Here is a 17,004-nt window from a genome sequence, read left to right as displayed (position 1 = left end):
GGCCGGTCAGGAGGCCGGTCAGGAGGAGGGGCGGGTGCGCGGGCGCAGCCGCACGTCGGGCAGCGCGGGCGCGCGCAGCGGCCCGCTCGCGTACCCGTGCACCTGCCCGAAGCGTCGCCCGGCGGCGCCGTCTGCGTACCGGGTGGGCGTGCCCGCGCCGTCGTCGGCGATCTGCGCCATCCAGTCGGCGCGCGCCCGCGCGACGTCGTCGTGGGTGCGGCCCACGAAGTTCCACCACATGACGACGTCCTCGGTGAACGGCTCGCCCCCGATGAGGACGGCGCGCACGGGCGTGGCGCCCGCCGTCACGACGAGCCGGTCGCGCCCCGGGGCGACGTAGCCCAGCTCGGCCGGCGGCACGGTCTGGCCCTCGAGGGCGGCGTCGCCGGCGTCCACCAGCAGGGCGTGCTCGAACGACGGGTCCGTCCCGAGCGTGAGCGTGGCGCCCGCCGGCAGGTCCAGCTGCGCGCCGACGAGCGGCGTGTACGTGCGGGCAGGCGAGGCCAGCCGCTCCCCCGCGACGCCGAGCGCGCCCATGAACACCTGCACGCGCGCGCCGCCGACGGTCGCGACGGGCAGGTCGCCGTGGTGCTCGAAGTGGGGCTCTCCGCCGCGGTCCGCCTCCGGCAGCACCGTCCACAGCTGGACGCCGTGCAGCGTGGGCGGACGACCCTCGGCGGGGGACTCCTCGGAGTGCGAGATGCCGACTCCCGCCGTCATGAGGTTGAGCTCCCCCGGCCGCACCGCCTGCAGCGAGCCCACCGAGTCGCGGTGCAGGATCTCGCCGGCGAACAGCCACGACACCGTCTGCAGCCCGATGTGCGGGTGCGGCGGCACCTGCATGCCCGCCGAGGCCGACACGTCGTCCGGGCCGTAGTGGTCGCAGAAGCACCAGGCGCCCACCAGCGAGCGCTGCCGCTGCGGGATGGTGCGGCGCACGGTCATCGCGCGCGGCCCACCGAGCGGCACCTCCCGCGCGGTGAGGAGCTCGACGCCGGCGGGCTGGTCGCCGGCGGTGCAGGTCCGTTCCGCGGGGCGGGTCTCGAGGTTGCTCATGGGCCGAGCCTAGGACGCGGGCGGCGGCCGAGAGGGCTGGGAGATGCCCGGAGATGCCGAGGCCCCCCGGGGCGGCCGGGGGGCCTCGGAGATGACCGCGGACCCCTGATCGACGGTCCCGGGGACCAGGGGTGCCGTGGCGACGGCACGACCCCGACCGCTCGTCGCGTCCCGTCGAGGCCTGGTGCGTCGTCGCCTCTCAGGAACCCGTTCTCCACGAACAGCCGGGCGCGGGTGGTCTTCCGGCCCCGTACGGACACCTGTGTCGTCACCCACAACCCGCACCGCGGTACGGGACGGCCCGTCGTTCTCCGGTCGACCGAGTCCCGTGGAGAGGGCAGGCGACCGCCCTGAGGGGGAGGTGCGTCGACCCGATCTCCGCAAGACCGGTACGCACGTTTCTAGACCTGCTGGGGGTGCGGTGCAAGGGGTCCGGGAGGGTTTTCTGGGCCGGTTCTTCGACCACAGGCTTGTCCACAAGCTGACCGGCGGAATCCCCACACCGCCCACAGCCCTGTGGAAGAAATTTGTGGACGACGCGCCGGGCGCGACACGCGCTGCCGACTTCGCGGCTCGCCGGCGGCGTGGTAAGCGCCGATTCGCGGCGGGCGCCGGACGGGCCGGAAACCGCGGGATCTCGCGGCTCCTGGCCGGAAGCCGGAGGCCCTCCCCCGCCCTCCCGCGCCGCCGGCGGGCAGCCGGCGCACCGTTCCGGCGTGGAACTCCGCAGGTGAGGGGCACGGTGCGGGTCGACGGCCCGCCAGCGGGGTTGTGGACAGGTGCCTGTGGACAGCGCCTGTGGACGACGCCTCAGGCCCGCACGTCGTGCAGGTGGTGCACCACGTCATGCAGGAAGTACTGGCCCAGCGTGCGCACCGTGAACACCGACCCGTTCGACCGGCGCCCGGTGCGCCCCTCCTGGCCCGGCTCGACGGCGTCGAACGCCGCCGCGACGACATGCCCGGCGACGTCGATCTCGTCGGCCACGGCCGCCGGGACCTGGTGGGCGTAGTCGCTCTCGACGGCGGTGACGTCCTGGTCCCAGTTCTCGAACGCGGGGTCGTCCTGCGTCAGCATGAGCGCGAGGCGCTCGTCGAAGATGCGGAACACGTCGCGCACGTGCGCGGCGTACTCGAGCGGCGACCACACGTCCGGGCGGGGCCGGGTCGCCGCGTCGGTCCGCTCGAGGGCGGCGCGCCACCGCGGCAGGGAGTCGCGGACGGCCGGGCCGACGTCGGCCGGCGAGACCTCGGCGGCCTCGAACCCGCACTCGGGGCACGGGCGCGCCAGCACCCAGGTCCAGTCCTTGGTGTCGGGCACGATGGCGTCCCGGCGGGCGGCGCGGGCGGGCTCGGACGACGCGGTGGGCTCGGTCACACCGGCACCCTAGCGTCCCGAGGTGCTGACAACGGCTGCCTATGATGTCAGCATGCCCAAGATCATCGGGAAGAGCCTGCACGAGCACCGCCAGATGACCCGGCACAAGCTGTTCACCGCGCTGTCGACGCTGATGTCGGAGCGCGGGTTCGACTCCGTGACGCTCGCCGACATCGCGACGGCCGCCGGCGTCGGACGGACCGCGGTGTACAACCACTTCCCCGACAAGGAAGCGCTGCTGCTGGGCTTCATCACCCACGAGACCGAGCAGTACGCGCAGACCCTGGAGCGGGCGCTGGCCGAGGTGGACGACCCCGTCGAGCAGCTCCGGACGTACATCCGCCAGCAGGCCCAGCTCACCCGCGTCTTCCACCTCGCCCCCGGCCCGGACCTCCGCACCGTGCTCTCCCGCACCACGCAGGCGCGCCTGCGCGAGCACGCGGAGATCGTGGAGTCCATCCTCAAGCGCATCCTGCGCGCGGGGATCGCGGAGGGCGAGTTCCCCGAGCAGGACATCGAGCCCACGGTGCAGCTCGTCAACGCCTGCCTCTCCGGCCGGCTCGTTCCGGACGAGCCCGAGGCCCGCGAGCGCGCCGTGCGCGCCACCGAGGCGTTCGTGCTGCGGGCCGTCGGCGCCCCCGTCCCCGTCGCCTGAGTCGCGCCGCCTACCAGGCGTCGGCGGGCAGGTGGTGGTGCTCGGCCGGGGGCGGCTGGTACGGCTCGGGGACGGGCGCGAGGTGCGCCCGCGCGAACTTCAGCGCCGCCTGGAGGTCGGCGTGCCGCTCGCTCGCGGTGCGCGCCTTGCGCGTGGAGATCTCGACGACGACGTCGCCGCCGTAGTCGCGCCGCACCAGCTCCTCGAGGACCTTGTCGCAGGCCATGTCGCCGCGGCCGGGCACCATGTGCTCGTCGCGGCCGGACGCCGTCCCGTCGGCGAGGTGCACGTGCCGCAGCTTGTCGCCGAACCCGTGCACCAGCGACAGCCCGTCCTGGTGGGCGATGGCGGCGTGCGAGAGGTCGAGGGTGACGGCGTCGTAGTCGTGGTCGGCCGGGTCCCAGCCGGGCAGGTAGGCCTTCAGCTCGCGGTCGCCGCGGGAGCGCGGCTTCCACGGGTACATGTTCTCGACGGCGACGGTGACGCCGCCGGCCCGGTCCGCGCCGGCCTCGTTCAGCTCGTGCACCAGCTCCTGGAACTGCTTCGCGTACTTGTACTGCCAGCGGAACGGCGGGTGCACGACGACCGTCGGCGCGCCCAGCTCGCCCGCCATGTCGACCGCTCGCCGCAGCTTGTCCGCCGGGGACCGGCCCCACACGCGCTGGCTGACCAGCAGCGTGGGCGCGTGCACCGACCGGATCGGCACGCCGTGCTCGTCGGAGAGCCGGTGCAGCGCCGCCGGGTCCTGCGTGGCCGGGTCCGACCAGACCATGACCTCGACGCCGTCGTAGCCGAGCTCGGCCGCGACCTCGAACGCGAACGCCGCGCGGCGCGGATAGACCGACGCGGTCGACAGCGTCACGGGAACGGTCACGTCGTGGGCGGCACCAGCCATGCTCCGCACGATAGCCGCCGCGCCTGGACGGACGCTGACAACGGGCTGTCCTCCGGCAGCGCGCCGGGTGCCGGGGACGCGCCCGATAGGGTCGCGGGCATGGTGCGCGCGGTGGTGTTCGACGTCGGCGAGACCCTGATCGACGAGACCCGGATCTGGACCCGGTGGGCCGACCGGCTGGGCGTCCCGGCCCTGACGTTCCTCGGGATCCTGGGCGGCTGCGCCGCCCTCGACCTGTCGCACCGCCGGGCGTTCGAGATGGTGCGGCCCGACGTCGACGTCCCCGCCGAGATCGCGCGCTGGGCGCTCGACGACCCGGACGGGCTGCGGGAGAACTTCGACGCCGACGACCTCTACCCGGACGTCCGCGAGGCGCTCGCCGCGCTGCGCGCCGCCGGCCTCGCCGTCGTCGTCGCCGGGAACCAGCCGCCCCAGGCCCGCGCCGCGCTGGAGGCGATGGACCTGCCTGTCGACGCGATCCGCACCTCCGACGAGTGGGGCGTGCAGAAGCCGGACCCGGAGTTCTTCGCCAGGGTCGCGAAGCTCAGCGGGCTGCCGGCCGGCGAGATCGCGTACGTCGGCGACCGCCTCGACAACGACGTCCTGCCCGCGGCCGACGCCGGGATGATGCCGGTGCTGATCCGCCGCGGCCCGTGGGGGTACCTGCACGCGGAGCGGCCCGAGGCCGCGCGCGCGACCGTCGTCGACTCGCTGCTCGAGCTGCCCGCCCTCCTCGCGGGCTGACGGGCCGCTACGCTCGCGCGCGTGCTCACCAAGACCGCTGTCACCGACGACCAGGTCGTCGCCCTCGTCGCGCCGGTCGGCGAGGTGCGGTCCGTCGCCCCGCTGAGCGGCGGCATGTTCGCGAGCGTGCTCCGCGCCGACCTCGCCGACGGCCGCACGGTGGTGGTCAAGGTGACCGGCGCGGACACGTCCCGCCTGCTGCGCTACGAGCACGGCGTGCTCGGCACGGAGGCGCAGGTGGACCGCCTCGGGCACGCGGCGGGGCTGCCGGTGCCGCGCGCGCTGCACGTGGACACGACCCGCGCGCACGTGGACGGCGACGCCCTCGTCACGACGTTCCTCGACGGCGACCTGTGGGGCGCGACCGACCTCGGCGCGGCCGACGCCGCCCGGGCGCGCCGCTCGCTCGGCGGGTTCATGGCGCGGCTGCACGGCCTCACGGGCGACCGGTTCGGCTACCCCGCCCCGGAGTCCGGCCTCGCCGCCCCGACGTGGCCCGAGGCGTTCGACGCCATGGTCCGCGCGGTGCTCGACGACGCCGAGCGGTGGGGCGTCGACCTGCCCGTCGAGCGGATCGTCGGCGCCGTCGCGCGGCACCGCGACCTGCTCGCGACGGTCGTCACGCCTCGCCTGGTGCACGCGGACCTGTGGGCGGGCAACGTGCTGCTCGACCCGGCCGAGCGCACGGTCGTGGGCGTCCTCGACGGCGAGCGCGCGCTGTGGGGCGACCCGGTGTTCGAGCTCGTCGGGGCGGACCAGCTCGGCGTCGGCGCCGTGGACCCGGACCTCCTCGCCGGCTACCGCGACGCGGGCGGCGACCTGGGTGTCGGCGACGGCACGCCCGGCGCGGGCGACCCCGACGCCTGGACCCGGCTGCGCCTGTACCGGGCGTACTTCGCCTGCCTGCTGGTGGTGGAGCTGCTGCCGCGCGCGTACACCGGCGACTGGGTGGCCGGGCACGAGCGCACCGCGCGCGCCAACCTGCGCACGGTGCTCGACGAGCTCGGCGGCTGAGTCACTGGATCTGAGTCACTGGATCTGAGTCACTGGATCCGCACGCCGGTCCAGCCGAGCGACCCGATGGCGTTGAGCGCGAGCAGCACGCCGAGGACGCCCAGCACCCAGCCGGTCATCTCCGCGGCGTTCTTGGACAGCCACTTCTCCAGCCGGGCCAGGAGGGGATCGACGACGCGCCGCGCCAGCAGGCGGCCGCCGAGCAGCAGCAGCGCCGGGAGCACCATGACCACGCAGTAGGCGGCCAGGACGCCGACGCTCGCCGTCGTCGTCAGGCCCGACGTCGTGATGAGGCCGATCGCCGCCAGGTACGGCAGCATCGTGCCGACCTCGAGCGCCACGGCCCCGAGGGCGAGGCCCAGCAGGGGCAGCAACGACGCCTGCGGGCGCGCGACGGTCGCCGTCGGGAGCATGCCCGGGACGACGTCCGCCTCGGCGCCCGCCTCGATGCCCATCGCGCGGGCGCGCCAGCGCGCGAGCCGGCCCGGCTTCGCGCCCTCGCGCTCGGCGCGGGCGGCGGCCTTCTTGCCGTCGAAGCGGAAGCTCAGCACGAACAGGGCGATGCCGAGGAGGAGCTGCAGGATCATCGCCGGCCGGGACTCGAGCGCGGCGCCGTACCGGTCGAGCACGGCGCCCGCGCCGAGCATCACCGCGATCCCCACGGCGAGGTAGAAGGCCGCCACCGTGCCGAGGTACGCGAGCAGGCGCGCCGGTTGCGGGCGGCCGGGCGACATCAGCAGCCACACGGGGATGAGCAGGGTGCCGAAGCTGGTCGAGTCGATCAGCGCCAGGACGACGAGCACGCCGGCCATCGCGGCGAGCCCGGCGCCCGCGCCGCCGAGATCGAGGCCGCCGAGGTCGAGGGGAAGGTCCATACCTGGATCCTGGCGAGCGGGGCGGGCCGCGGTCGTCGGCCGAACGAGTGATCCTGTGGCCGCCACGCGGGGCGCCGGCGGCGCGTCCGGCGCGGCGGATACACCGTTCGGGCGATTCCTCGTGCGGCTCCCTGTGCTGGGATGGGGCCGTGACGTCCGACCGCCCCGCACCGACCCTCGTGGGCAGGGTCGTGCGGGTGTGGGGCGGCGACGACCGGCGTGGCGACGTCGCCACCGCGCTGACGCTGTTCGCCGTGGGCTGGCTCCTGCTCGAGGTGGGGCTCGTCGACCTGTTCCGGGGCGGCCCCCTCGGCGCGACGACGGCGGAGCCGTGGTGGCGGGTCGCGCTCCTCGCCGCCGGGTGCGCCCTCACGCTCGCCAAGCGTCACCACCCGATGCTGGCGCTCGCCGGCGGCCTCGTCGTCACGGCGGTCGACCTGGCGTGGGGCGGCAGCCTCGCGATCCTGCTCGTGCTGTGGGACCTGCTGTTCGCGGCAGCGATGTGGTCGGGCCCGACGGCGCGCCGCTGGCTGTGGGGAACGGCTGCCGTCGTGACCGTCGCGGGGGCGGTCGCCGCGGGCGAGGCGACCCGTGACGCGCGCGCCTTCGTCGGCATAGGCCTGAACCTGAGCGCGATCCTGCTGGTGCCCATGTGGTGGGCGGACAACGTGCGGCAGAAGTCCGAGCTGGCCGCCGTGGAACGGTCCCGCGCGGACGAGGCGCGGCGGACCGCGGAGCTGGAGCGCGTGCGCGCGGCCGACCTCGCGCGCATCGGCGAGCTCGACCGGCACGAGGCCGTCCGCGCGGAGCGCGCCGCCATGGCGCGCGACCTGCACGACGTCATCGCGTCGCACCTGTCGACCATCGCGATCCACTCGGGCGCGGCGCTCAGCGCCCCGCCGGACACCGACCGGGACCGCGGCGCCCTCGAGCAGGTGCGGGCCAGCGCGGTGGAGTCGCTCACCGAGATGCGGTCGATGATCGAGCTGCTGCGCGCCGACGCCCCCCGCGACCCGCTCGCCGCCCCCGGCCGGCTCGACCGGCTGGACGAGCTGCTCGCCGCCGCCCGCGCGGACGGCACCGTCGTGACCGTGGACGACCCGGACGGGCTCGCGGACGCGGACCGCCCCGCCGCCGTCGGGCACGCGCTCTACCGGATCGCGCAGGAGGCGCTGACCAACGCCCGCAAGCACGCGCCCGGGGCCGCCGTCGCCGTGCGCCTGTCCTGCGAGCCGCCCGGCGACGCCGTCACGCTCGAGGTCTCGAACGCCGCGCCGCCCGCCGGCCGCCCCGGCGGTGTGGGGGGTGTGGGCGGCGCAGCCGCGGTGGCGGCCCCCCTCAGCGCGGGCACGGGGATGCTCACGATGCGCGAGCGCGCCGAGGCCCTGGGCGGCTCCTTCGAGGCGGCGCCGACCGCCGGCGGCGGCTGGGTGGTGCGGGCCCGCGTCCCGTCCGGCGCGGGGGACGGGGGCGGGGCCCGATGACGACGCCACCGGCCCCGGGCGCGATCCGCGTGCTGCTCGCCGACGACCATGCCGCCATCCGCGCGGGCCTGCGCCTGCTGCTGGACGCCGCCGACGGCCTGGAGGTGGTGGGCGAGGCTGCCGACGGCACGGCTGCCGTGACGAACGCCCGCGCGCTGCGCCCCGACGTCGTGCTCATGGACCTGCGCATGCCGGGGACGGACGGCATCGCCGCCACCCGGGCGATCGTCGCCGAGGGTCTGTCCGACGTCCTCGTGCTCACCACCTTCGACCTGGACGAGTACGTGGACGGCGCCCTGCGGGCGGGTGCCGCCGGGTTCCTCCTCAAGACGGCGGAGCCCGCCGCCCTCGTGGACGCCGTGCGGCGCGTCGCCGCCGGGGACGGCGTGCTCGCGCCCGAGGTGACGCGGCGGGTGCTTGCGCAGCTCACCGGCGCGCCGTCCCCCGCGCCCGCGGCGGAGGAACCCGGCCGCCCCGACCCGCGGCTGGCGGACCTCACGCCGCGAGAGGTGGACGTGCTCGGCGCGCTGGGGCGCGGGCTGTCCAACCAGGGCATCGCCGACGAGCTCGTCATCACCGAGGCCACCGCCAAGACGCACGTGTCGCGGGTGCTGGCCAAGCTGGGCGTCGTCTCGCGGATGCAGGCGGCGATCGTCGCGCGGGACGCCGGGCTCGCCTGAGCCTCGTCAGCCGACGGGCGCGAGGTCCGGGCTGCGCACCACCCGCGCGGCGTGCGCGGCGGCCGCGGCCAGCGCCTCGGCGACGTCCGCGCCGCGCAGGTGCGCGTCGAGGAACCCCGCGAAGAACCCGTCGCCCGCGCCGTTGGTGTCCACGACGTCGTCCACCCGCTCGGCGGGGACGTCGAGGAAGCCGTCCGCCGTGAGCGCCGTGGCGCCGCGCGCGCCGTGCGTGCACACGACGAGCCGCGCCCCGGCGGCGAGGCGCCCGGCCATGAAGGCCCGGTGGTCGGGCAGGCGGTCGGAGCTGAGGAACACGTGCGTGCCCGCGTCCGCCCACGGGCGGTGGAACGCGGCGTTGCCGTCGTAGTCGTGCAGGTCGACCCACACGTCGCGGCCGCGCTCGGTCGCCGCGGCGAGCACGGGCAGCGAGTGTGCGGCGAGGTCCACGACGACGGCGGCCGCGCCGTCCACGGCCGCGAGCGCCTCGTCCCAGGCGGGCCCGCCGGGCGGGACGTCGCCGGGCGCGCGCAGGTACACCGACAGGCGGCCGCCGGCGGGGTCCATGAGGTTGAGGTGGCTCTCCGTGCGCCCGTCCGGGGCGGGCTCGACCAGGAGGCGGACACCCGCGTCCTCGAGCACGGCGCGCACGCGGGCGCCCTCGTCGTCGTCGCCGAGGACGGTGCGCAGCGCGACGTCCCGCCCCAGGCTCGCGAGGTTGAGGGCCTTGCCGGCGGACGTGCCGCCCACCGTGTCGTAGGCGCCGCGCGCGAAGACGGTGTGCGGCGTGGGGTCGGGCAGCGCGTCCAGGTGGACGATGCGGTTCCAGGACGCGGGGCCGGCGACGAGGACGTGGGGAGTGGTCACGCCGGAACCCTACGGCCGAGGTCGCGGCACCGCGTGCGCGGCGCCGCGACCCTGGCCGTGCCGGTGCGAGTCTCAGTCGTCGACGCCGTACCGGGCCTCCCACCGGTCCTCGTCGCGGTCGGAGGCGCTGCCCTGGCGCACCATGTCGGTGCTCGGGCCGCCGCTGAGGCGGTCGCTCCCGCGCTCGCCCTCGAGGAGGTCGTGCCCGGACCCGCCCCAGAGACGGTCGTTGCCGCTGCCGCCCTCGAGGTGGTCGTTGCCGGTGGACCCGGCGATCCGGTCGGCGCCGCTGTCGCCGTCGACCTCGTCGTGACCCGAGCCGGCGTAGATGCGGTCGGCGCCGCGCCCGCCCTCGACCTCGTCGTTGCCGCTGCCCGCGCAGATGACGTCGTCGCCGCCGCGGCCGTCGATCTCGTCGGCGCCGCCGCGCGCGACGATGACGTCACGTCCCGCGGTGCCCTCGATGTCGTCGGCCCGGTCGGTGCCCACGATCGTGGCGCGCAGGCCCGCGCAGGTGGGCGTCGCCGCCTGCGCGGAGGACGCGAGGGCCGCGGTGGACAGTCCCGCCGCGGTCAGGGTGGCGAGCGACAGCGCCGCCAGACGTCGCGCGGGGGTGGGGTGTGCCGTGTGCGTGCTCATCGGAGAACCTCCATGTCGTTCCGGTGCGGACACGACGACGGTCCCCCGCGGCCATGAGTCGTTCATGGGCTCCGGATGAGGCCCTTCTCATCCAGGGTCCGGTGTCAGGGAGGGCCCGGTGTCACGGAAGACCCGCCGTCAGAGCCCGACGTGCTCTCCCGCGCCGACCGCGTACGCCTCGCGCAACCACCCGTCGAAGACGTCGTCGAGCTGGTCGAGGTCTGTGAGGTGGAAGTAGTGCACGAACAGGCGCTTGGTGTAGGGCGTGGAGCTGGTGATGCGCGGGTCCTCGACCACGCGCTGCAGGTCCAGGTACCCGCGCAGCATGTCGGGGCGCGGCACGAGGCCTGCGAACCCGCGGCGGGTGCCCTTGAGCGTGATCGCCGACTTCGAGACCGAGAGCGTGAACGGGCCGATCGCCTCGGCCCGCTCCATGACCGCCTGGTAGAGCTCCAGCGTCGACTCGGGCCTGCCCTCCAGGTGCCGCTCGACGGTCCACGGGGCCTGCGCGTCGTCCTCGGTGATGGGTGTCATGCCTGGCGACGCTACGGCGAGCCCCCGACAGGCGCCGCTCCGGCAGGTCAGCCCCGCAGCGGCAGGAGGAGCGTCGCGTCGCCGTCGGCGGTGACGCGCACCGGCACGCCCCAGTCCTGCTGCGCCAGGTGGCAGGCCGGGAAGACGTCCGGGTCGGGCTCGCCGTCCGGGCCGAGCGGCACGACGTCGCACGACGCCGCCTTCGCCGTCACGTGCAGCACACCCTCGGGCACGTCGGGGTTCACCACGAGCACGCGGTCGAGGTCGGTGCCGTCGCCCGCGCCGTCGAGCAGCAGCTCCGGCGGCGTGGCGCTGACCCGCAGCTCCGTGGACGGGCCCCACCGGTCGTCGAGCTTCTGCCCGGGCGCGGGCACGAACGGCACCTCCAGGCGCAGCTCGCCGGCCGTGACCTCGGTCGCCGGGCGCGCCATGCGCTGCGCCCCGCCGTCGAGCACCTCCCCCGCGACGTCCGCCGGCAGCGCCACCCGCGTGAGGCGGTGCGCCGCGGACTCCACGACCAGCAGGCGTACGCCGTCGTCGGCGACCTCGACCAGCACGTCGCTGGGCTCCGCCAGGCCCGTGGCGAGCGTCGTCACCACGTCCGAGGCCGCGTCGTACCGCCGCAGCGCGCCGTTGTACGTGTCCGCGACGACGACGCTGCCGTCCGGCAGGGCCGCCACGCCCAGCGGGTGCTGCAGCAGCGCCTCGGCCGCCTCGCCGTCCCGGTGGCCGAAGTCGAACAGTCCCTGCCCGACTGCGGTCGTGACCGTCACCGACCCGTCGTCGGCCGGCACGACCCGCCGCAACGCGGACGTCTCGGCGTCGGCCAGCCACAGGGCGTCGCCGGCGTGCGGGCCGGTCGCCGCCGCCAGCCCGGAGGGCTGCGCGAACCACGCCAGGTCGCCCGGGCCGTCCTCGAGCCCCTCGTTCATCGTCCCCGCGAGCAGCCGGACGGTGCCCTCCAGCGGCTCGAACGCCCACAGCGTGTGGTGGCCGGCCATCGCGACCACGAACACCCCGAGCCGGGGCGACCACGCGACGTCCCACGGCGAGCTGAGGTTGACCGCCTTCGCCGGATGGGGCGCGGCCGCGTCGAACGGCCCCGCCGGCCCGACGACGTTCTCCTGCCCGCCCACCATGAACTGCTCACCGGTGCCCGCGACGGTGATCACGCGGCCGGTCGTCAGGTCCACCCCGCGCAGCGCGTGGTTGACGGTGTCCGCGACGAGGACGTCGTACCCGAGCGCGGGCCGCAGCTCGTCCGGCACCAGGCAGAGACCGTTCGGCCCGCTGAACCGCGCCTCGTCGGACCCGCCGTCGACCAGCCCGCGCTCGCCGGAGCCGACGCGCCGCACCAGGGTCTCGCCGTCGGGCGCGAGCTCCGCCAGCGCGTGGTGGCCGGCGTCCGCCACGAGCAGATTCCCGGACGGCAGGGCGACCGCCTTCGCGGGGAAGCGCAGCGTGCCCGACGCCGGCACCGGCGACACGTACGGCCCGTCGCCGCGGTACAGGGTGCCCTTCGCGTCGTGCTCGGCGACCAGCTCCTCGACGATCGCCTCGATCGCCGACGCGTGACCCTCCCCCGCCATCTGCGCCACGACGTACCCCTCGGGGTCGACGACGACCAGCGTGGGCCACGCGCGCGCCGTGTACGCGCCCCACGTGACCAGCTCCGGGTCGTCGAGCACCGGGTGGTGCACCTCGTACCGCTCGACCGCGGCAGCCAGCGCCACCGGGTCCGCCTCGTGCGCGAACTTGGGCGAGTGCACGCCCACGATCACCAGCTCGTCGCGGTGCCGCTCCTCCAGCTCGCGCAGCTCGTCCAGCACGTGCAGGCAGTTGATGCAGCAGAAGGTCCAGAAGTCGAGGATCACGACCTTGCCGCGCAGGTCCGCGAGGGCGACGTCGCGGCCGCCGGTGTTGAGCCAGCCGCGGCCGACCAGCTCGGAGGCGCGGACGCGGGGCAGGCGGGAGGAGGAGCTCACCCGAGCATTCTCCACCGGCCCCGGCCGGCCCTCGTCAGCGCACCAGCTCGGGCAGCGCGACGGCGTGGGCCGCCTTGTGGATGGGCGCCGTCATCGCGGCGAGCATGCGCTCCTTGCCGGGCAGCTTGTCCATCACGCGCAGCATGGTGAGGGAGGCACGGACCTGGCCCTTCGTGCCGACGACCATCCGCTTGATGTTGGCCGGCCCGAGGGCCTGGTTCGCGTCCACGAACGGGCGCATGGTGGCCTCGTAGTCGGCGAAGGCGGCGGCATGGTCGTCGTGCGCGGCGAGCGACGCGGCCAGCACGTACGCCCCCACGAGCGCCATGCTCGTGCCCTGCCCGGACGCCGGGGACGCGCAGTGCGCGGCGTCGCCCAGCAGCACGACGCGCCCCGTGGACCAGCGGTCCATGCGCACCTGGCTGAGGGAGTCGAACAGCAGGTCGGGCGAGGCAGGGACGTCGGCGAGCATCGCCGGCACCTCCCACCCCTCGGCGGCATAGGCCTCGGCGAGGAGGCGCTCGCGGTCGGCGCGGTCGAGGCCCTGCTCCCCCAGCGGCCCGGAGGACCACAGGAACATCGCGCGGGCACCCTCCTCGCGCGCCGTGGCGTACATCAGCGCGGTGCGGCCGGGGCCCACGTAGGTGACCTCCTCGCGGTCGAGGCCGAGGCGGTTGGGGACGGTCGCGACGGCGACGTAGTACCCGAGGTCGACGAGGTACCGCTCGTCCGGGCCGAAGGCGAGGTTGCGGGTGGCGGACCGGAGCCCGTCCGCGCCGACGACGAGGTCGTAGCGGCCCGTGCGCCCGGAGGTGAAGACGACGTCCACGCCGTCGCCCGTGTCCTCGAGCGTCGCGATCGCGTCGCCGTAGACGTGCTCGGCGCCGGCGGCGCCCTCGCGCAGCAGGCGGTGCAGGTCGCCGCGCAGCAGCTCGACGTCCTCGTGCACCCGGCCACCGAAGGTGTCGCCGTCCATGCTCGCGGCCCGGCGCCCGCGGGCGTCGACGACGGTGCCGGCGCGGACCTCGGTGCGCAGGGTGCGGGCCTCCTCCAGGAGGCCCATGCGGTCCAGGACCTCGAGCGCGGCGCCGCGCACGTCCACCTTGTAGCCGCCGGCGCGGGGCTCGGGCGCCCGCTCGACGACGGTGACCGTGTCGCCGCCCGCGGCCAGACGGTGGGCGAGCGCGAGACCGGCGACGCCGCCGCCGGAGACGAGGATCGTGCGGTTCATGGGAGGACCTCCTGCCGAGGGAACGTGACGCGCACCACCCTAGCCACGGTTTGGACGTTTGTGCAAGACGTTCGTATCAGACGTTTGAGTTAGCATCGAGGCATGACGTCTTCGAGCACGCGCCGCACCACCCCGCCGGCCGGCACACCGAAGCCCACCCAGGCCACCCGCACCAAGGCAGCCGGGAACCGGGCGGCACTCCTCGCCTCCGCGCGCGACTGCCTCCGCGACCGCGGGTACGCGCGCACCACCGCGCGCGACATCGCCACCGGGGCGGGCGTCAGCCTGGCCGCGATCGGCTACCACTTCGGGAGCAAGGAGGCGCTGCTCGACGCGGCGCTCGTCGAGGCGCTGCGCGACTGGGGCGACGCGCTGGAGGCCATCGGCACCGAGGACCTGGGGACGTCCCCGGCCGAGCGGTTCCGGGCAGTGTGGGGGCGCGTCATCGCGTCGGCGGCGCAGGACCGGTCGTTGTGGGCGGTGCAGCTCGAGCTCCTCGCGGACGCGTCGCGCGACCCGGAGCGGGCGGCCTCCCTGGCCGACGCCAACGCGCAGGCGCGCGCGGAGCTCGCCGACCTCTTCGGACTCCCCGCCGAGCACGGCACGCTGCTGCAGATGCTGCTCCTCGGCGCCGTCTCGCACCTGCTGCTCGACCCGGCCGACGCCCTCGCCGCGGACGACCTGCTGGCGCAGGCCGCGGCGCTCGTCTCGCTGACCTCCTGAACGAAGGCCCGGGGGCGGCCCGTCAGAGCGCGGTGACCGCGCCCACGACCGTGACCTGGACGGGGACGCCGTCCACCTGGGGCGGCACGTCCTTGCGCGCGCTGAGGGAGACGACGTTCACCTGGAGCACCCAGTCCGCCTCGTCACCGCGTCGGGCGAGCCCGACGCCGCACACCCCCTCGACACTCTCGAGCGCCTCGCGCAGGGCGGGCTTGGCGGCGCGCGCCTCGTCGATCGTGACCATGGAACACCTCCGACCCCTCCATTGTGCGCCACCCGCCGACGGGACCACAGCCCGGAGGCCGTGACCTGCGCCCCCGCGGGCCGCGGCTACCGCACGGTCGGGCCCGCGACGTCCACGGGCCCCTGCGGCGACCGGTGCTGGACGCGCAGGTCGAGGGTGCTCCGCGACGTCGGGGACACCGAGATCTGCGCCTCGCCCTCGCCGTCGTCGATGGCGCGCACATGCAGGTGGCCGTCCTTGAGGCGGATGGCGAACTGGGTCGAGCCCGCGACGAACCGCACGTCGCGGTCGTCGTCGATCACCGTGGGGCCCAGGGGAAGACTCTTCATGGGTCCAGCATGCCCGCCCCGCGAACCATCCACGCCCCTGGCCGACGGTACAGGGTTCCGTGTACCGTCGAGCGCGTGACAACCGTGCCGCTCCGCCCGCTCCCTCCCGAGCGCCGCGCCCGGCTCGAGCTGCGGGTGCGCTGGATCGTCGCCGCGACGATCGCGTACAACGTCGTCGAGGCAGCGGTGGCGATCGCCGCCGGGCGGGCCGCATCGTCGGCCGCCCTCGTCGGGTTCGGCCTCGACTCCGTGGTCGAGGTGCTGTCCGCCGCCGCGGTGGCGTGGCAGTTCGCCGCCCCCGACCCGCACCGCCGCGAGCGCGCCGCCCTGCGCCTCATCGCGGTGTCCTTCTTCGGGCTGGCGCTGTTCGTCACGGTCGACGCCGCCCACACCCTGCTCGGCGCTGCCGAGCCCGACCACTCCCCTGTTGGCGTCGTCCTCGCGGCGGTCAGCGTCGCCGTGATGCCCTTCCTCTCCTGGTTCGAGCGCCGCACCGGCCGCGAGCTGGGCTCGGCGTCGGCGGTCGCGGACTCGAAGCAGACCCTGATCTGCACCTACCTGTCCGCCGTGCTGCTGCTGGGACTCGTCCTCAACGCCGCCCTCGGCTGGTCGTGGGCCGACCCCCTCGCCGCCCTGGTCATCGCCGGGTTCGCCGTGAAGGAGGGCGTCGAGGCCTGGCGCGGCGACGGCTGCTGCACACCGCAGGGCGACGGCGCGCCCTGACCTGCGCGGACGCCGCCTCGGTGCGACACCGTCCGGGGCGCGACAGGATGGGTGACATGAGCATCGAGATCCCGTCCCTGCCCCTGAACAACGGCACGTCGATCCCGCAGCTCGGCTACGGCGTCTTCAAGGTCCCGCCGGCGCAGACGCGCGAGCTGGTGCTGACCGCCCTCGAGGCGGGCTACCGGCACATCGACACCGCGCAGATGTACCGCAACGAGCGCGGCGTCGGCGAGGCCGTCGCCGCGGCCGGCCTGCCGCGCGACGAGCTCTTCATCACCACGAAGCTGAACAACGCGTTCCACGAGCACGACGCCGCCCTGGAGGCTTTCGACCGCTCCCTGGAGGAGCTCGGCCTCGACCACGTGGACCTGTTCCTCATCCACTGGCCGCTGCCCGCCGTCGGCCGGTTCGTCGAGGCGTGGGGGGCGCTCGAGGAGCTCTACCGCTCGGGCCGCGCGCGCGCCATCGGCACGTCGAACTTCCAGCCGCACCACCTGCGCCGCGTCCTCGAGGAGGGCACCGTGGTGCCCGCCGTGAACCAGGTGGAGATCCACCCGTGGTTCGGCAACGAGGACGTGCGCGCCTTCGACGCCGAGCACGGCATCGTCACCGAGGCGTGGTCCCCGCTGGGCCGCGGCCGCGTGCTGGACGACCCGACCCTCGCCCGCATCGCCGCCGAGCACGAGCGCACGCCGGCCCAGGTGGTGCTGCGTTGGCACGTGCAGCGCGGCGACGTCGTGTTCCCCAAGTCGGCCACGCCGTCGCGCATCCGCGAGAACCTGGAGATCTTCGACTTCGAGCTGTCCGGCGAGGACATGGCCGCCATCACCGGGCTCGACCGCGACGAGCGCATCGGCTCCCACCCGGACCAGATGAACGACACCGGCCGCTGAGGAAAGCGTTGTGGGTGCGATCGTGGCCCCGTTTCTCAGCGAAACGGGGCCACGAT

Annotated in this window: 19 protein-coding genes; 8 read left to right on the top strand and 11 right to left on the bottom strand. The window is 75.3% G+C overall.

The features are described from left to right. Window positions 1-18 precede the first annotated feature (18 nt). The gene (locus ACFWDO_RS12120) at window positions 19-1,056 is read right to left on the bottom strand and encodes a pirin family protein (protein WP_380320262.1); all 1,038 of its coding nucleotides are present in this window, start codon (window positions 1,054-1,056) and stop codon (window positions 19-21) included. An 810-nt stretch (window positions 1,057-1,866) separates the two neighbouring features. Next, window positions 1,867-2,433 carry a DinB family protein gene (locus ACFWDO_RS12115; protein WP_380320259.1) on the bottom strand — a complete coding sequence of 189 codons (567 nt, stop codon included), beginning with the start codon at window positions 2,431-2,433 and terminating at the stop codon, window positions 1,867-1,869. Window positions 2,434-2,485: 52 nt separating this feature from the next. Here ACFWDO_RS12115 and ACFWDO_RS12110 point away from each other — a divergent pair, with 52 nt between their 5' ends. Then, window positions 2,486-3,088 carry a TetR/AcrR family transcriptional regulator gene (locus ACFWDO_RS12110; RefSeq protein WP_380320256.1) on the top strand — a complete coding sequence of 201 codons (603 nt, stop codon included), beginning with the start codon at window positions 2,486-2,488 and terminating at the stop codon, window positions 3,086-3,088. 10 nt (window positions 3,089-3,098) lie between these two features. Here the strand turns inward: ACFWDO_RS12110 and ACFWDO_RS12105 are convergent, their stop codons facing one another. Beyond that, a complete protein-coding gene (locus ACFWDO_RS12105; RefSeq protein ID WP_380320254.1) occupies window positions 3,099-3,983 on the bottom strand; it encodes a sugar phosphate isomerase/epimerase family protein in 885 nt (294 codons plus the stop codon). 99 nt (window positions 3,984-4,082) lie between these two features. Here ACFWDO_RS12105 and ACFWDO_RS12100 point away from each other — a divergent pair, with 99 nt between their 5' ends. Both ACFWDO_RS12100 and ACFWDO_RS12095 read left to right on the top strand, forming a co-directional pair. Next, on the top strand, window positions 4,083-4,727 hold the full coding sequence (locus ACFWDO_RS12100) for an HAD family hydrolase (protein ID WP_380320251.1): 645 nt from the start codon (window positions 4,083-4,085) through the stop codon (window positions 4,725-4,727). Window positions 4,728-4,748: 21 nt separating this feature from the next. Continuing rightward, complete coding sequence (locus tag ACFWDO_RS12095; protein ID WP_380320248.1) at window positions 4,749-5,741, top strand: phosphotransferase family protein; 993 nt, start codon at window positions 4,749-4,751, stop codon at window positions 5,739-5,741. A 29-nt stretch (window positions 5,742-5,770) separates the two neighbouring features. Here ACFWDO_RS12095 and ACFWDO_RS12090 read toward each other — a convergent pair whose 3' ends face one another. Next, on the bottom strand, window positions 5,771-6,616 hold the full coding sequence (locus ACFWDO_RS12090; protein WP_380320245.1) for a GAP family protein: 846 nt from the start codon (window positions 6,614-6,616) through the stop codon (window positions 5,771-5,773). 149 nt (window positions 6,617-6,765) lie between these two features. Here ACFWDO_RS12090 and ACFWDO_RS12085 point away from each other — a divergent pair, with 149 nt between their 5' ends. Both ACFWDO_RS12085 and ACFWDO_RS12080 read left to right on the top strand, forming a co-directional pair. After that, the gene (locus ACFWDO_RS12085) at window positions 6,766-8,100 is read left to right on the top strand and encodes a sensor histidine kinase (protein WP_380320242.1); all 1,335 of its coding nucleotides are present in this window, start codon (window positions 6,766-6,768) and stop codon (window positions 8,098-8,100) included. Beyond that, complete coding sequence (locus ACFWDO_RS12080) at window positions 8,097-8,780, top strand: response regulator (protein WP_380320239.1); 684 nt, start codon at window positions 8,097-8,099, stop codon at window positions 8,778-8,780. Before ACFWDO_RS12085 ends, ACFWDO_RS12080 begins: the two co-directional genes overlap by 4 nt. A 6-nt stretch (window positions 8,781-8,786) precedes the next feature. Here ACFWDO_RS12080 and ACFWDO_RS12075 read toward each other — a convergent pair whose 3' ends face one another. From ACFWDO_RS12075 to ACFWDO_RS12055, 5 genes are all read right to left on the bottom strand, one after another. Next, the gene (locus ACFWDO_RS12075) at window positions 8,787-9,644 is read right to left on the bottom strand and encodes a carbohydrate kinase family protein (protein WP_380320236.1); all 858 of its coding nucleotides are present in this window, start codon (window positions 9,642-9,644) and stop codon (window positions 8,787-8,789) included. A gap of 72 nt (window positions 9,645-9,716) precedes the next feature. Further along, complete coding sequence (locus tag ACFWDO_RS12070; protein WP_380320233.1) at window positions 9,717-10,283, bottom strand: calcium-binding protein; 567 nt, start codon at window positions 10,281-10,283, stop codon at window positions 9,717-9,719. 138 nt (window positions 10,284-10,421) lie between these two features. Further along, on the bottom strand, window positions 10,422-10,817 hold the full coding sequence (locus ACFWDO_RS12065; protein ID WP_380320230.1) for a DUF5655 domain-containing protein: 396 nt from the start codon (window positions 10,815-10,817) through the stop codon (window positions 10,422-10,424). Window positions 10,818-10,864: 47 nt separating this feature from the next. Beyond that, on the bottom strand, window positions 10,865-12,802 hold the full coding sequence (locus ACFWDO_RS12060) for an NHL domain-containing thioredoxin family protein (RefSeq protein WP_380320227.1): 1,938 nt from the start codon (window positions 12,800-12,802) through the stop codon (window positions 10,865-10,867). Window positions 12,803-12,836: 34 nt separating this feature from the next. Next, window positions 12,837-14,033: an FAD-dependent monooxygenase gene (locus tag ACFWDO_RS12055; protein WP_380320224.1), complete on the bottom strand. Its 1,197-nt coding sequence runs from the start codon at window positions 14,031-14,033 to the stop codon at window positions 12,837-12,839. A gap of 102 nt (window positions 14,034-14,135) precedes the next feature. Here ACFWDO_RS12055 and ACFWDO_RS12050 point away from each other — a divergent pair, with 102 nt between their 5' ends. Next, a complete protein-coding gene (locus ACFWDO_RS12050; RefSeq protein ID WP_380320222.1) occupies window positions 14,136-14,756 on the top strand; it encodes a TetR/AcrR family transcriptional regulator in 621 nt (206 codons plus the stop codon). Between the two features lie 22 nt (window positions 14,757-14,778). Here the strand turns inward: ACFWDO_RS12050 and ACFWDO_RS12045 are convergent, their stop codons facing one another. Together ACFWDO_RS12045 and ACFWDO_RS12040 are read right to left on the bottom strand one after the other, a co-directional pair. Beyond that, window positions 14,779-15,000, bottom strand: a complete 222-nt coding sequence (locus tag ACFWDO_RS12045; RefSeq protein ID WP_380320220.1) for a hypothetical protein — start codon at window positions 14,998-15,000, stop codon at window positions 14,779-14,781. An 86-nt stretch (window positions 15,001-15,086) separates the two neighbouring features. Further along, window positions 15,087-15,329 carry a hypothetical protein gene (locus ACFWDO_RS12040; protein ID WP_380320217.1) on the bottom strand — a complete coding sequence of 81 codons (243 nt, stop codon included), beginning with the start codon at window positions 15,327-15,329 and terminating at the stop codon, window positions 15,087-15,089. Between the two features lie 75 nt (window positions 15,330-15,404). On the opposite strand from ACFWDO_RS12040, the gene ACFWDO_RS12035 reads away from it, so the two are divergent. Further along, window positions 15,405-16,052 carry a cation transporter gene (locus ACFWDO_RS12035; RefSeq protein WP_380320214.1) on the top strand — a complete coding sequence of 216 codons (648 nt, stop codon included), beginning with the start codon at window positions 15,405-15,407 and terminating at the stop codon, window positions 16,050-16,052. 56 nt (window positions 16,053-16,108) lie between these two features. Continuing rightward, window positions 16,109-16,948 (top strand): aldo/keto reductase, encoded by an 840-nt coding sequence (locus ACFWDO_RS12030; protein WP_380320210.1) that lies wholly within the window; start codon window positions 16,109-16,111, stop codon window positions 16,946-16,948. Window positions 16,949-17,004 lie beyond the last annotated feature (56 nt).

The sequence above is a fragment of the Isoptericola sp. NPDC060185 genome, from assembly GCF_042728595.1.
In the GTDB taxonomy this organism is placed as follows: Bacteria; Actinomycetota; Actinomycetes; order Actinomycetales; family Cellulomonadaceae; genus Isoptericola.
Note: the sequence above shows the minus strand (reverse complement) of the source record. Positions and strands in the feature narration are given on the sequence as shown.